The organism is Curtobacterium sp. BRB10, from assembly GCF_031844325.1.
Classification (GTDB): domain Bacteria; phylum Actinomycetota; class Actinomycetes; order Actinomycetales; family Microbacteriaceae; genus Curtobacterium; species Curtobacterium poinsettiae_A.
Genome location: NZ_JAUZVA010000006.1, coordinates 119,752 through 133,702, shown reverse-complemented (window position 1 = coordinate 133,702; position 13,951 = coordinate 119,752). Strand labels below are relative to the sequence as shown.

At 70.7% G+C, this 13,951-nt stretch carries 12 protein-coding genes; 3 read left to right on the top strand and 9 right to left on the bottom strand.

Annotated features, from left to right (window positions below; translation table 11 throughout):
- Position 1: 1 nt before the first annotated feature.
- The 5 genes from Q9R26_RS14100 to Q9R26_RS14080 form a co-directional block, all read right to left on the bottom strand.
- Positions 2 to 1,771: a penicillin-binding protein 2 gene (locus tag Q9R26_RS14100; protein ID WP_311227620.1), complete on the bottom strand. Its 1,770-nt coding sequence runs from the start codon at positions 1,769 to 1,771 to the stop codon at positions 2 to 4.
- A 49-nt stretch (positions 1,772 to 1,820) separates the two neighbouring features.
- Positions 1,821 to 2,546 carry a hypothetical protein gene (locus tag Q9R26_RS14095; protein ID WP_311227619.1) on the bottom strand — a complete coding sequence of 242 codons (726 nt, stop codon included), beginning with the start codon at positions 2,544 to 2,546 and terminating at the stop codon, positions 1,821 to 1,823.
- 1 nt (position 2,547) lies between these two features.
- Positions 2,548 to 3,513 carry a 16S rRNA (cytosine(1402)-N(4))-methyltransferase RsmH gene (gene rsmH / locus Q9R26_RS14090; RefSeq protein ID WP_182065485.1) on the bottom strand — a complete coding sequence of 322 codons (966 nt, stop codon included), beginning with the start codon at positions 3,511 to 3,513 and terminating at the stop codon, positions 2,548 to 2,550.
- 106 nt (positions 3,514 to 3,619) lie between these two features.
- Positions 3,620 to 4,051 (bottom strand): division/cell wall cluster transcriptional repressor MraZ, encoded by a 432-nt coding sequence (mraZ, locus tag Q9R26_RS14085; protein ID WP_311227618.1) that lies wholly within the window; start codon positions 4,049 to 4,051, stop codon positions 3,620 to 3,622.
- 698 nt (positions 4,052 to 4,749) lie between these two features.
- On the bottom strand, positions 4,750 to 5,145 hold the full coding sequence (locus Q9R26_RS14080) for a DUF3040 domain-containing protein (RefSeq protein WP_111091079.1): 396 nt from the start codon (positions 5,143 to 5,145) through the stop codon (positions 4,750 to 4,752).
- Between the two features lie 96 nt (positions 5,146 to 5,241).
- On the opposite strand from Q9R26_RS14080, the gene Q9R26_RS14075 reads away from it, so the two are divergent.
- Positions 5,242 to 6,360, top strand: a complete 1,119-nt coding sequence (locus tag Q9R26_RS14075; RefSeq protein ID WP_311227617.1) for a polyprenyl synthetase family protein — start codon at positions 5,242 to 5,244, stop codon at positions 6,358 to 6,360.
- A gap of 70 nt (positions 6,361 to 6,430) precedes the next feature.
- On the opposite strand, the gene Q9R26_RS14070 is transcribed toward Q9R26_RS14075, so the two are convergent.
- Positions 6,431 to 6,787 carry an Rv2175c family DNA-binding protein gene (locus Q9R26_RS14070; protein ID WP_182065489.1) on the bottom strand — a complete coding sequence of 119 codons (357 nt, stop codon included), beginning with the start codon at positions 6,785 to 6,787 and terminating at the stop codon, positions 6,431 to 6,433.
- 172 nt (positions 6,788 to 6,959) lie between these two features.
- Here Q9R26_RS14070 and Q9R26_RS14065 point away from each other — a divergent pair, with 172 nt between their 5' ends.
- Both Q9R26_RS14065 and pknB read left to right on the top strand, forming a co-directional pair.
- Positions 6,960 to 8,246: a LysM peptidoglycan-binding domain-containing protein gene (locus Q9R26_RS14065; protein WP_311227616.1), complete on the top strand. Its 1,287-nt coding sequence runs from the start codon at positions 6,960 to 6,962 to the stop codon at positions 8,244 to 8,246.
- A gap of 82 nt (positions 8,247 to 8,328) precedes the next feature.
- The gene (pknB, locus tag Q9R26_RS14060; protein WP_311227615.1) at positions 8,329 to 10,404 is read left to right on the top strand and encodes a Stk1 family PASTA domain-containing Ser/Thr kinase; all 2,076 of its coding nucleotides are present in this window, start codon (positions 8,329 to 8,331) and stop codon (positions 10,402 to 10,404) included.
- A gap of 255 nt (positions 10,405 to 10,659) precedes the next feature.
- Here pknB and Q9R26_RS14055 read toward each other — a convergent pair whose 3' ends face one another.
- The 3 genes from Q9R26_RS14055 to Q9R26_RS14045 form a co-directional block, all read right to left on the bottom strand.
- On the bottom strand, positions 10,660 to 12,045 hold the full coding sequence (locus tag Q9R26_RS14055) for a class II 3-deoxy-7-phosphoheptulonate synthase (RefSeq protein WP_182065493.1): 1,386 nt from the start codon (positions 12,043 to 12,045) through the stop codon (positions 10,660 to 10,662).
- Between the two features lie 104 nt (positions 12,046 to 12,149).
- Complete coding sequence (locus Q9R26_RS14050) at positions 12,150 to 12,875, bottom strand: 1-acyl-sn-glycerol-3-phosphate acyltransferase (protein ID WP_071405408.1); 726 nt, start codon at positions 12,873 to 12,875, stop codon at positions 12,150 to 12,152.
- Positions 12,876 to 12,929: 54 nt separating this feature from the next.
- Positions 12,930 to 13,883: an ROK family glucokinase gene (locus Q9R26_RS14045; protein ID WP_017886608.1), complete on the bottom strand. Its 954-nt coding sequence runs from the start codon at positions 13,881 to 13,883 to the stop codon at positions 12,930 to 12,932.
- Positions 13,884 to 13,951 lie beyond the last annotated feature (68 nt).

Sequence of the window (13,951 nt, the reverse complement as noted above, 5' to 3'; positions counted from 1 at the left end):
CTCACCACGTGGACGGGTAGAGCTTCGCCTCGGACGCGGAGGGGGCTACTCGGTACTTCTCGAGCACCTGGGACATGAGTGTGCGGAACGCCGGAGCCGCTCCGCTGGACCACTTGTTGGTCTGCGGCTTCGTGAACGTCACCGTGACAACATACTGGGGGTCTTCGGCGGGTGCCATTCCGGCCACCGACGTGATGCGCTGACCGCCGTAGCCCTGCGACCCCTCGGCCACCTCGGCGGTCCCCGTCTTCGCGGCGATGTTGTAGCCGGAGATCGGCTTCATGCCCACCAGCGTGCCACCCGTGACGACGCTCTGCAGCATGTCGGTGACCTGCGTGGCGGCTGCTGCGGAGACGACCCGCTGCTTCTGCACGTCGGGCGCGTCGATCGTCTTGCCGTCGGCCGTGGTACAGCCCTTGACGAAGTGCAGCGGGATCCGGACACCGTCGTTCGCGATCGTCTGGAACACGCTCGCGACCTGGACCGCGGTCGTCGAGATGCCCTGCCCGAACATCGAGTTGATGTTCGTCTGCTGGTCCCAGTCCGGGCTCGTGCCGTAGTCCATCGACGGCTGGCCCGGGTAGTCCATCGCGGTCTCGGGCTCGAACAGTCCGAACTTCTTCATGTAGTCGAAGCGCTGCTGTGCCGTCAGTCGTGCGCCGAGCTCGGTGATGCCGACGTTCGACGAGTTCTGCAGGATGCCGGTCAGCGTGAGGTTCTCGGTAGCGTGGAACTCCGAGTCGTGGATCGTGCCACCCCAGGGGAACGTGCGCGAGTACGGCACGACGGCCTGGTCGGTGGGGTTCGACTTGCCCTGGTCGATCAGCGCAGCGGCGATGGCGGCCTTGATCGTGGAGCCCGGCTCGTACGACGCCGTCAACGCGCGGGACCCGAAGGCGCCCTTGTCGGTCGTGGCGTCGACGTCGTTGGGGTCCACGGTCGGGTAGTCGGCGACCGCGAGCAGCTCGCCCGTCTTGACGCTCGTCACCGTCGCCGTCGCGGACTCCGCCTGCAGGGTCTTGGCGGCGGACGCGATGGTCTGCTGCGCCATGTACTGCAGGTCGCTGTCGATGGTGGTCTCGAGCGTGCCGCCGTCCCTGGCCTTCTTCGTGGTCACGGTGCTGCCCGGGAGCTGCACGCCGTCCTCGCCGCGCTCGTACGTCTCGGAGCCGTTCGTGCCCGCCAGGCACTGGTTGTAGGAGTACTCCAGACCGGCCTGGGCGCCGTCGGTGCCCATGAAGCCGGTGAGGTTGCCCGTGGTCGCACCCGTCGGGTACACCCGCGCTGCCTGTGGCTCCGGGTACAGCCAGGGGATGCCGAGTGCACGCACGGCCTCGTAGTGCTGCACGTCGAGGCCCTTGACCAGGTACGCGAAGTCGGACTTCGGGTTCGCGGCGATGTTCTTCCGCATCGTCGCGACGTCACCGCCGGAGGCCTTCGCCAGCGCGCTGAGGGCGGTGCCGACGCTGACGTCCTTGATGCGGGTGCCGCCGAGCTTGCCCTCGAAGCCCTTCACCAGGCGTGGCGAGGTCGTGATGTTGTACCGGGTGACGCTGTCGGCGAGTTCGGTGCCGTTGCGGTCCACGATCGACCCGCGGGTGCCGTAGATCGTCACGGGGATGCTGCGCTTCTGCGCCGACGCCTTGTTCAGCTCGGACGCCTGGACGACCTGGATGTCGACGAGCCGCACCACGAACACGCCGACGAGGGCGATCACGGCGAGCATCACGATGCTGTAGCGCAGGCGTCGGTTGCGGATCGTCTTCGTCACGCGGTGCGGTCCTTCCCGGGCGGTGCTGAGGGTGCGGCGGACCCGCCGGTCACCGGGTGGAGGGCGCCTGGAGCGGGTTCGCGTCGGACTCTACGGACGACTTCGCCGTCCCCTGGTCCGACGCGCTGGCACCGCTCGTCTTCTCAGACGTGGCGGTGCTGTCGGTGGATCCCGTGGCGTTCGTGGTGCCCGACGTGCTGCTCGACGTGCTCGACGCGCTCGACGCGCTCGTCGCGCTCGTCGCGCTCGTCGTGCCCGTCTCCTTGCTCGTCGACGTGTCGCCCGGCTTCGTGGCCAGCGGGACGTCGTTCAGCAGCGAGTTCGGCACCTGGTTCTCGGTGGACGCCGTGGCCTCGTCGGGCTTGGCCGGCGTCGGCGTGCCGTAGACCCGACCGGTCTTCGGGTCGAGGTACACGGGCGTCGAGTTCGCGATCATGCCGAGCGACTGCGCGTTGCGGGCCAGGTTCTGCGGCGAGTCGAGGACCCGGAGCTGCTCGGACAGCGACTGCTGCGTGCGGGACAGGTTCGTCTGCTCGGCCGTCAGCGAGTTGAGCGTGTACGCGCCCTGGCTGAGCACCATGCTGATGCCGAGCTGCGCGAGCAGCAGGATCCCGAGCGCGGCGACGGCCACCACGGCGTACCCGATGCGGGGGCGTGCCCGGCGCTGGGCCGCGGTCGGGGTGACCTCGACCAGCTCGGGACGGTGCTGACGGTCGGGGCGCGGGGCCCGCGACGGGACGACCGCAGGGTCGACGAGTGCGAGGTTCGTGCTCATGTCAGTTCCGGATCCGCTCGGCCGCGCGCAGGCGCACGGGGGTTGCTCGGGGGTTGGCGGCGCGTTCGGCCTCGTCGGCCAGCTCGGCGCCCTTGACGATCAGGGAGAAGGTGGGGGCGTGCTCGGGCAGCTCCACCGGCAGGCCGGCGGGGGCGCTCGACTTCGTGCGCTCCACCAGTGCCCGCTTGACGATGCGGTCCTCGAGGGACTGGTACGACTCGACGACGATCCGGCCGCCGACCGCGATGGCGTCGAGCGCCGCCGGGATCGCCCGCTCGAGCACGCTGAGTTCGGCGTTGACCTCGATGCGGAGCGCCTGGAAGACACGCTTGGCCGGGTGCCCCTGGCGCTGGATGGCGACCGGGGTCGCGTCGTGCAGCACCTGGACCAGGTCGCCGGACATCTCGAACGGCTTCGTCGCCCGCCGCTCGACGATCGCTCGGGCGTAGCGGCCGGCGAGCTTCTCCTCGCCGTAGCGCTGGAAGATGCGGCGGAGTTCGCCCTCGTCGTAGGTGGCCAGGACGTCGGCGGCGGTCTGCCCCTCGGTCCGGTCCATCCGCATGTCGAGCGGGGCGTCCTGGCTGTACGCGAACCCGCGGTCGGCACGGTCCAGCTGCAGCGAGCTCACCCCGAGGTCGAAGAGCACGCCGTCGACCTTCGTGAAGCCCTCGCCCTCGATCGCGTCGACGATGCCGTCGTACACGGTGTGCACGAGCCGGACGCGGTCGCCGAAGCGGGCCAGGCGCTCCCCCGCGATGCCGAGTGCGTCGGTGTCGCGGTCGAGCCCGATGAGCGTGAGCTCCGGGAACCGCTCGAGCAGGCCTTCGGAGTGGCCGCCCATGCCGAGCGTGGCGTCGACGACGACCTTGCCCGGGCCCTCGAGCGTCGGCGTGAAGAGGTCGACGATGCGCTGGAGCATCACCGGGGTGTGCGGGAAGCGTGGCGTCTCGTTGTCGTTCTCGGCCATGTGCAGCCCCTCGTCTCCTGGGCCGTGGGTCCGGATCCCCATCCATGCGACCTGACACCGGGGAAGTGGCGTCAGGGCTTCACGGCTGGGAGTCCCGATCCGCGGATCAGAAGATCCCCGGGATCACCTCCTCGTCGTTGTCGGCGAATGCCTCTTCGGCTTCGGCGTAGTAGGCCTCCCACGCGGGGGTGGACCAGATCTCGGCACGGTCACCGCTGCCGATGACCGTGAGGTCCCGTTCGAGCCCCGCGTACTCGCGGAGGTTCTGCGGGATCGTCACGCGGTTCTGCTTGTCGGGCTGTTCGGCGCTGGCTCCCGAGAGGAACAGACGCATGTAGTCCCTGGTGCGCCTCGACGTCATCGGGGCGGTCCGGATGCGTTCGTGGAGTTCCTCGAACGTCCGGGCACTGAAGACCACGACGCAGCGTTCCTGGCCGCGGGTCATCACGAGCCCGCCGGACAGTTCGTCCCGGAACTTGGCGGGGAGGATCACGCGACCCTTCTCGTCGAGCTTCGGGGCATGAGTACCGAGCAGCACGTCGGGCCTCCCCTCCGCTCCACCGGACCGTTGCGAGCCCCACTTTACTCCACTCCCCTCCCCACGCCCAGGAATCCGCTCCCTTTTCCGCCCGAGACACCCCTACTGGGGGCACGGAGAGCGGCACGCAACCCGCGGGGACGGCCGCAGATGCCCGGATCCATGCGGTTCACGGGCACCGGAGCCGGCGTGGAGGAAAGTGGAGGACTTTCGCAGCCGGTGGAGCACTCCGGGGCGCGCCGCGGGCGCACGACGCCGAGTGGTCACGAACCGTCGCTCGCGCGGACCCCAGCCGACGACTCCTGCACCCCCGGCGGCCAGCACGCGGCATGTCGTGACCACTCGCGCGGACACCGGCGGCGGTCCACCACCGGCCGGGAGGCCCGCCCCACCACCACCGCGGTGCTCCCGCGGGCGCGCGGTCGGCTCCACCCCGCCCGGCCGCCGGTCAGCGCATGGTCACGACGTGCTGCCGCCGCGACGCCGAGTGGTCACGAACTGTCGCTCGCTCGGACCCCAGCCGACGGTTCCTGCACACCCGGCGGCCAGCACGCGGCATGTCGTGACCACTCGCGCGGACACGACCCCGGCCGGACACCGCAGCAAGGACCCCGCCGGCCCCGTGAACACGAAACGGGGCCGACCCGAAGGCCGACCCCGTGGAGGAGTGTGGAGGGAGTCCTGCTGAACCCCGGCAGCTACTGACTCTGGTCGTTGCGCTTGTCCCAGCGCTCGTTCATCCGGTCCATGAAGGACCCGCCACCACCGGTGGACGGGCGCGCCGACCCACCGGACGCGGGCTTGCCCGGCCGAGCGGGCTTCGCCTTCGGGGCACGCATGCCCGGGCGCAGCGCGAACAGGACACCGGCGAGCATCACGACGAAGCCGAGGATGCCCAGCAGCGGCGCCTTGATGACGAGGCCGACGATGACGATGGCGACCCCGGCGAGTGCGCCGAGCACCCCGAGCGTGATGGCTGTGTACGTCGGACGACCCTGTCGACGTGTGACACGAGCCACGAAATCGGAATCGTTCTGGTAGAGGCTGCGCTCCATCTCTTCGAGAAGGCGCTGCTCCTGTTCCGAGAGCGGCATCTTGGTTCCCTCTGTTCCTGGGATCGACGCGGGGTTGGAAAACACGGGTTGAGTGGGCCGATTCTATGCCCCGACCACTCCACTAGGGTAGGGATCGTGGCTGAGAGTACGCGATTAGTGGACCTCGTATCGGCGCGTATCGACCGGGCACTCGACGAGCAGCGTGAACGGCTCCTCGCGATCAGCCCCGACCTCGCGCCGTTCGACCGGTACGCCCGAGACCTGTTGTCCGGCGGCAAGCGCTTCCGGGCCCTGTTCTGCTACTGGGGATGGCAGTCGGTCGCGGGGCGCTCCGGCTCGTTCGACCCTCTCGCCGAGGGCTCGCGGCAGACCACCGCCGAGGCGGTCGTCACGGTCGCCGCAGCGCTCGAGGTCTTCCACGCCGCAGCCCTGGTGCACGACGACATCATGGACCGCTCGGACACCCGTCGTGGGCGTCCGGCAGCGCACCGCCGCTTCGAGTCCCTGCACGAGGAGTCCGGCTTCGTCGGCGACCGCGGGCAGTACGGCACGAACTCCGCGCTGCTCCTCGGCGACCTGCTGCTCTCGCTGAGCGACTCAGTGTTCGACGAGGGCCTCGCGCTCCTCGACCCGGTGCGGGCCCGCATCGTCCGCCAGGAGTTCCACGCGATGCGCCTCGACGTCACGGCGGGGCAGTACCTCGACGTGCACGAGGAGACCGCCTGGCCCGTCATCGACGAGTCCGAGCACCTGCTCCGCGCCCAGCGCGTCATCGTCTTCAAGTCGGCGAAGTACTCGATCGAGGCCCCGCTGGTCGTCGGCGCCCTGGTCGCCGGCGCGAGCGACTCCCAGCTCGAGGGCCTCCGCGCCTTCGGACTCCCCCTCGGCGTGGCGTACCAGCTCCGCGACGACATGCTCGGGGTCTTCGGCGACCCCGAGGTCACCGGCAAGCCGGCCGGCGACGACCTGCGCGAGGGCAAGCGCACCGTCCTCATCGCCTCGGCGCGCAAGACGCTGGCGAGCGGTCCGCGGCAGCTCCTGGACGAGCTCCTCGGTGACCCCGACCTCGACGAGGAGCAGGTGCAGATGCTCCGCGCGACCCTCACCGAGTCCGGTGCCGTGGCCGCCGTGGAGCGGTCGATCGAGCGGCACGTCCAGCGCGCCAAGGCGGCGCTCGACGCCTCGCCGTTGACGCCGTCGGCGCGCGAGCAGCTCGCGTCGCTGGCCGACACGGTCAGCCGCCGGTCGTCCTAGACACGGCCACACGACGGAAGGGAGGCCCGGCGCCAGCTGGCACCGGGCCTCCTGTCCGTCCGGAACGCGTCTAGAGCAGCGACTGGGCGATGCGACGCACCTCGGCCTTGCGGCCGGCGCGCAGCGCCGCGATCGGCGTGGTGCCCATCGCGTCGTCGACGGTGAGCATCCAGCGCACCGCTTCGTCGTCGGTGAAGCCGTTGTCGCCGAGCACGATCAGCGTGCCGCGGAGTTCGGGCATGGGCTCGCCGTCCTCGAGGAACTCGACCGGCACGCGCAGCACACCGCCGACGCGGGCTGCCAGCAGGGTCTTCTGCTCGAAGAGTCGGTGGATCCGTCCGGGGCTCGTGCTGAACATGTCCACCAGCTCGGGGACGGTCAGCCAGCGTTCGGAGAGGGACAGGTCGTCGGCGGGTGCGGCACTCACACGCCCATGGTGCCAGAGTGACCGCCGGAGTGAAGCCGCCTCGTTCGTCACATTCGTCACATCCACCCCATCTGACTCTCTGGTTGACTTGGGAATCAGGCCATGCCAGCGTTGTGGCACCTGTGAGTGCGCGCACGCGTGCGCACGGCTCAGTCGAGATCAGGAGAAACCCGTGGACCACGCTGCAGACGAAGTCGCCCGGCGCGCACGATCCGCCCGGTTCGCCACCATGCCCATCGTGCTCGCGGGCACGATCGCCGTGACCGCCGGTCTGACCGGCCCGGTCGCGCACGCAGAGCCGCGGCACGACGACGCCGACGCGAATCACAAGCGCCACGTCGACCAGGACCGCGCCGTGACCGACCGCCCGGTGTTCGGCACCGCCGTCGCCCGTCCGTCGCAGACCGTCGCGCGCACGGTCGCCGCCACCACGAAGGCCCCCACCGCCGCTGTGCCCACGAGCTACACCGTCCACCACGGCGACACGGTCTCGGGCATCGCCGCCCGCTTCGGCCTGTCCGCGCAGGAGATCCTCGTGCGCAACGGCCTCGGCTGGAACACGATCATCCACCCCGGGCAGACGCTCCACCTGGCATCGACGCCCGCCGTCACCACGACCGCGGTGCGGACCTCCGGGTCGACCGGCGGCTCCGGGGCCGACACCTCGAGCTACCACGTGAAGCACGGCGACACCGTCTCCGGCATCGCGTCCCGCGTCGGCGTGTCGACCACGGCGCTCCTCAGCGCGAACAAGCTGTCGCAGCGCAGCGTCATCTACCCCGGCCAGACGCTGCAGGTGCCGCACGGCTCGTCGTCGACGCCGTCGGTGTCGACCGCCTCGGCCCCGTCGACCAAGTCGAGCGTGAAGATCAGCGCCGGCGACACCGTGGCGTCGATCGCCGCCGCGCACCACGTCTCGGTCAAGTCGCTCCTGTCGGCGAACGGCCTGTCGTACACGAGCACGATCTACGCCGGCAAGACGCTCGTCATCCCGTCGTCGAACGCCACCGCCGCCCCCGCGGTCGCTGCCAGCGCTGCGGTGAGCGGCGCCGTCGGCCTGAGCGCCGAGCAGCGCCAGAACGCCGCGACCATCGTCTCCGTCGGTCGATCGCTCGGCGTCCCGGACCGCGGCATCGTCGTGGCCCTCGCCGCAGCGATGCAGGAGTCGAGCCTCCGGAACCTGGCGCACGGCGACCGCGACTCGGTCGGTCTGTTCCAGCAGCGTCCGAGCCAGGGCTGGGGCAGCGCGGCGGCACTGCAGGACCCGGCGCACGCCACCGCGCTGTTCTTCGGCGGGCGGAACAACCCGAACGCCGGCACGACCCGCGGGCTGCTCGACGTGCCCGGCTGGTCGTCGATGAGCATCACCGACGCGGCCCAGGCCGTGCAGCTCTCCGCCTACCCGAAGGCCTACGCCACCTGGGCAAGCGCCGCCGAGGGCTGGCTGGCGACCCTCTGAGCCTCATCCGGAAGATCGAGATTGGGTCACGGCCGGTGCGCCGGGGCGTCCGAGTACGGTCTCGATTCGTAGAATGCCGCCGATGACCACCAACGCCGCCACGGACCCGATGATCGGTCGCATGATCGATCAGCGGTACCGCGTCCGCTCCCGCATCGCGCGCGGGGGCATGGCGACCGTCTACCTCGCGACCGACGTGCGCCTCGAGCGACGCGTCGCGATCAAGATCATGCACGGGCACCTGGCCGACGACCAGGCGTTCCGTGAGCGCTTCATCCAGGAGGCCCGTTCGGCCGCACGGCTGTCGCACCCGAACCTGGTGGGCGTCTACGACCAGGGCGCCGAGGGCGAGATCGCCTACATCGTCATGGAGTACATCCCCGGCATCACGTTGCGGGACCTGCTGCAGGAACACCACGCCCTGACGCCCGAGCAGGCGACGGACATCCTGCGCGCCGTGCTGGCCGGCCTCGCTTCGGCCCACCGCGCCGGGATCGTCCACCGCGACCTGAAGCCCGAGAACGTCCTGCTCGCCGACGACGGCCGCATCAAGCTCGGCGACTTCGGCCTGGCCCGGGCCACGACCGCGAACACGGCGACCGGCGCGGCCCTGCTCGGGACGATCGCCTACCTGTCCCCCGAGCTCGTGACGCGCGGTGCCGCCGACTCGCGCAGCGACATCTACGCGCTCGGCATCATGCTCTACGAGATGCTCACCGGCGAGCAGCCCTACAAGGGCGAGCAGCCGATGCAGATCGCCTACCAGCACGCCAACGACTCCGTGCCGGCGCCGAGTGCCGCGGTGTCCGGGGTGCCGCCGGAGCTCGACGAGCTGGTCGCCTGGTCGACCGCACGCGACCCCGAGGACCGCCCTCGCGACGCCCGCGAGATGCTCGACCACGTGTCGGGGAACCAGCAGCGTGCGACCGGCCAGTACCGCACGGCCGTGCTCCGCCCCGAGAACGGGACCGCGATCCTGCCCTCCGGTGGCGCCGGCACGCTCGGCGCCGCAGCCGCCGCGGCCTCGGTCGGGGCCGCAGGAGCAGCAGGAGCGGACGAGACCGCCATCATCGACCGGTCCGGCGACCGGGCCACCGGCGACCGCGGTCGAGCGCCCGCCCGTGCCCGCGGCAACGCTCCGGGCCCCCGTCGTACCGGGGCACAGCCCGGCGTGCTCTCCCCCGCCGGACAGCGGCTCGCCGACCAGTCGGCGAAGCGTCGGAAGCGCGGCTGGATCCTGCTGTCCGTGGTCGTCGTGCTCGCGTTGATCGGAGCCGGCTTCGGCTGGTACTTCGGCCCCGGGCCGGGTGGCAACGTGCGCATCCCGGAAGTCACGGGCAAGTCGGTCTCGCAGGCCCGGCAGCTGCTCGAAGCACAGGGCCTGCAGGCGGCGTCGAAGACCGGGACACGGTTCGACGCCGTCGTCGCGAAGGGGCAGGTCTCCACGACGAAGCCGGCCGCGGAGCGCGTGGTGCGGAAGGGCACGGCGGTGCAGATCGTCGTGTCGAACGGCCCCCGGATGATCCCGCTGCCGGCGATCGTCGGTCAGCCGCTCTCCACCGTGACGGCGGCGCTCGACGACGACTTCGAGCTGCAGGACGACCGGTACGAGTTCTCCGCCGACGCCCCGAAGGACACCGTGGTCGCGGCGACCGGTCGGGCGCCCGGCGGCAAGGCGCTCGACCTCACGACGGTGCAGGCCTACGGCGAGACCGGACCGGTCACCCTGACCGTGTCGCTCGGCCCGGTGCCCGACGTGGTCGGCAAGACGGTCGACGAGGCCTCCGCCGCGCTCGACGAGGTCGGACTGATCCTCGGTGCCCGCACCGAAGAGTACAGCGACACCGTGCCCGCGGGTCAGATCGTCTCCGCCGCCGTGCAGGACTCCCCCGCCGTGCGCGGGTCGGCGGTGGACGTCGTCGTGTCGAAGGGGCCGACGCCGATCACCGTGCCGGACCTCGGAGCGGAACGGCCCACGATCGACGAGGCGACGAAGACCCTCGAGGACCTCGGTCTCGAGGTCTCCGTGCCCGACTGCACGAACATCCTCTGCGGCTTCTACGACTGGAAGTCGAAGCTGCCGGTCACCGGCACCGACCCGGGCGCCGGCGCCACCGTCCACCGCGGCGACACGATCACCCTGTCCTACGACCAGTAGCGCCGGCAAGGCGCCGCATGGGTCGCGCCGACACGGTCGCGGCAGCGACAGTGTGCTCCCACCGTTCGGCGGCACACTGTCGCTTTCGCGAGCAGCAGATGACGACGCTCCGCACCTTCGGCCTCGGCCGCGACCCCAGGACGGACGGGAGGCCCGTGGCGACGCCGCCACGGGCCTCCCGTCCGACACACGAGAGCGACAGAACCCCGCGAACACGCCGCGGGGTTCTGTCGCTTCGACGAGACGGTTCCTGCGTTACGCGCGGTCGGGCTGGTGCGCGCCGAGTTCCTCGGCCACCAGGAAGGCGAGCTCGAGGGACTGCATGTGGTTGAGGCGCGGGTCGCACAGCGACTCGTAGCGGGTGGCGAGGGTGGCCTCGTCGATGTGCTCCGAGCCGCCGAGGCACTCGGTGACGTCGTCACCGGTGAGCTCGACGTGCATGCCGCCCGGGTACGTGCCGACCTGGCGGTGGGCTTCGAAGAAGCCGAGGACCTCGTCCACGACGTCGTCGAAGCGGCGGGTCTTGTAGCCCGTCGGCGTGGTCAGGCCGTTGCCGTGCATCGGGTCGGTGACCCACAGCGGGTTGGCGTCCATGCCCTTGATCGCCTCGAGCAGCTTGGGCAGCTCGTCGCGGATCTTGCCCGCGCCCATCCGCGTGATGAAGGTCAGGCGACCCGGCTCACGGTTCGGGTCGAGCTTGTCGACGAGCGCCTTCATGTCGTCGACGCTCGTCGTCGGGCCGAGCTTCACTCCGATCGGGTTGCGCACCCGCGACAGGAAGTCCACGTGGGCGCCGTCGATGTCCCGCGTGCGCTCACCGATCCAGATGAAGTGACCGGACGTGTCGTACGCCAGGCCGGAACGCGAGTCGATGCGGGTCATCGGGCGCTCGTAGTCCATCAGCAGCCCCTCGTGCGAGGCGTAGAACTCGACGTGCTTGAGCGCCTCGAAGTCGGCACCGCAGGCGTCCATGAAGCGGATCGCGCGGTCGATCTCCTTGGCGAGGTGCTCGTAGCGGGCGTTCGCGGGGTTCGATGCGAAGCCCTTGTTCCACGAGTGCACCTGGCGCAGGTCGGCGAAGCCCCCCTGCGTGAAGGCACGGACCAGGTTCAGTGTCGAAGCGGCGGTGTGGTACCCCTGCACCAGGCGGCGCGGGTCGGCCGTCCGGCTCTCCGGCGTGAAGTCGTAGCCGTTCACGATGTCGCCGCGGTAGGCGGGCAGCGTGACGTCGCCACGTGTCTCGAAGTCGCTCGAGCGGGGCTTGGCGAACTGCCCGGCCATGCGCCCCATCTTGATGACGGGCATCGAGGCGCCGTAGGTCAGCACGACGGCCATCTGCAGGATCGTCTTCACCCGGTCGCGGATGGAGTCGGCGGTGGCCCCGGCGAAGGTCTCCGCGCAGTCACCGCCCTGCAACAGGAAGGCCTTGCCCTGCGCGGCTGCGGCGAGCCGCTCGCGGAGCTTGTCGACCTCGCCCGCGAACACGAGCGGCGGGAGCGTGGCGATCTCGGCCGAGGCGGCCTCGGCAGCGGCGGCGTCCGGCCAGGTCGGCTGCTGCTTGATCGGGAGCGTCCGCCAATAGTCGAGCCCCTCGATGACGTCCGGATCCTGCAGGGCGACGAAGTCGGTCGACTCGGGCAAGGGCGTTACCTCGGTGTTCTGTGCGGGCGGCCCGACGACGCTGAGCGGCACCGGGCCACGCGTCGTCGATGGGCGTCCCGGCGGGGTGCCGGGACCATCAGAGCCTAACGTGCAGGCGTCGACTTCCGTTCCCGCATGACGGCCTCGCGCGCGGAGCTCGCCCGCTCCTTCACGCTGGTGGCGTAGACGTCCACGTACTCCTGACGGCTCAGGCCTGCGAGCTCGTGCATGACCTCGTCCGTGACGCTGCGCAGGATGAAGCGGTCGGTCTCGAACCCCTGGAACCGCGAGAAGTCGAGTGGCTTGCCGAACACGACCCCGACGCGCTTGATCTTCGGGAAGCGCTGCCCGATCTGCTGCACCTCGCGCGTGCCGACCATGGCAACGGGGACGACGAGCACGCGCCCCTCGAGGATCATCCGGGCGATGCCCGTGCGGCCGCGGTAGAGCTTGCCGTCGGGGCTGCGGGTGCCCTCGGGGTAGATCCCGAGCTGCTCACCGCGCGCCAGGACCTGCAGGCCGGTGCGGAGCGATGCCTCGGAGGCCTTGCCGCCGGAGCGGTCGATCGGCAGCTGGCCGATGGCGTTGAAGAACGTCTTCGTCGCCCAGCCCTTCAGCCCGCGGCCAGTGAAGTAGTCGCTCTTCGCCAGGAACGACAGTCGACGGTCGAGCACCGCGGGCAGGATCACCGAGTCGATGAACGAGATGTGGTTCGACGCGAAGATGACCGGGCCCGAGGTCGGGACGTGCTCACGCCCGACCACCCACGGCCGGAACAGGGTGAGGATGAGCGGGCCGAGCACGAAGTTCTTCAGCAGCCAGTAGGTCATCGACGACTCCAGGTGGTGAGAAGGGGGTGGCCCGGGTGATGGGGAGGCCCGACCCTACGCCGTGCGGGCGTGGATGCGGGCGAGGTCGGCGGCACCGACGACGCCGGCGTCGTTGACGAGCTCGGCGATCACGAAGTCCGGCTCCGGGTGGTACCCGCGGGCCGGGAGGTTGTTGAGGTACGCCTGCTTGATCGGGTCGAGCAGCCGGTCCCCCGCGCTGGCGACGCCGCCGCCGAACACGAAGAGCTGCGGGTCGAGCACCGCGGACAGCGACGCGCATGCCTCGCCGAGGTGCCGACCGAGCCGGCGGAGGGCCGCGAGGGCACCCGGGTCGTCGGCCAGGATCAGGTCGCCGACGATCTTGCCGTCGAGCTGGCCGCCGTTGTCCGCGCGGGCGTCGGCCAGGGCCGAACCGATGCCGCCGGCGTCGGCGACGTCGTTCGCCATGCGCTGCAGGGCACGGCCCGAGCCGTACTGCTCGATGCAGCCTCGGGCGCCACAGCCGCAGGGCAGCCCGTTCGGGACGATGCGCAGGTGGCCGATCTCGCCGCCGGTGCCGAAGCCCCCGCGGAACAGGCGGTCCTCGGTCACGATGGCCCCGCCGACGCCCGTGCCGATGGTGAGCATGGTCATGTCGGACACGAGCCGACCGGCGCCGAACCGGAACTCGGCCCAGCCGGCGGCGTTCGCGTCGTTGTCGACCGTGATGTGCAGGTCGCCGAGGCGCTGCTGCAGCTTCTGCCGGAGCGGTTCGTTCCGCCAGCGGATGTTCGGCGTGTAGTAGACGATCGACTGCGAGGCGTCGATGAACCCGGGGGCGGCGACCCCCACGGCGCCGACCTGGTGGAGCGAGCTGAGTCGCTCGACCATCGAGACGACGTCGTCGAGCATGGCGTTCGGGTCCGCAGCGTTGGTGGCCACGCGGTCCTCGGCGACGATCTCGCCCAGTTCCGTCACGACCGCACCCGCGATCTTGGTGCCCCCGATGTCGATTCCGATGGCGTGCACGAGCAACGAGCCTACCGGTTCGCCGCGAAGTCGCGGAACGCCCGGTGACGCGTCCTATGCTGGCGGTG

Excerpts from the sequence above, each read along its gene's own strand:
- Q9R26_RS14095 (WP_311227619.1), bottom strand. The coding sequence starts at position 2,546 with ATGAGCACGAACCTCGCACTCGTCGACCCTGCGGTCGTCCCGTCGCGG.
- rsmH (WP_182065485.1), bottom strand. The coding sequence starts at position 3,513 with ATGGCCGAGAACGACAACGAGACGCCACGCTTCCCGCACACCCCGGTG.
- Q9R26_RS14080 (WP_111091079.1), bottom strand. The coding sequence starts at position 5,145 with ATGCCGCTCTCGGAACAGGAGCAGCGCCTTCTCGAAGAGATGGAGCGC.
- pknB (WP_311227615.1), top strand. The coding sequence starts at position 8,329 with ATGACCACCAACGCCGCCACGGACCCGATGATCGGTCGCATGATCGAT.
- Q9R26_RS14050 (WP_071405408.1), bottom strand. The coding sequence starts at position 12,875 with ATGACCTACTGGCTGCTGAAGAACTTCGTGCTCGGCCCGCTCATCCTC.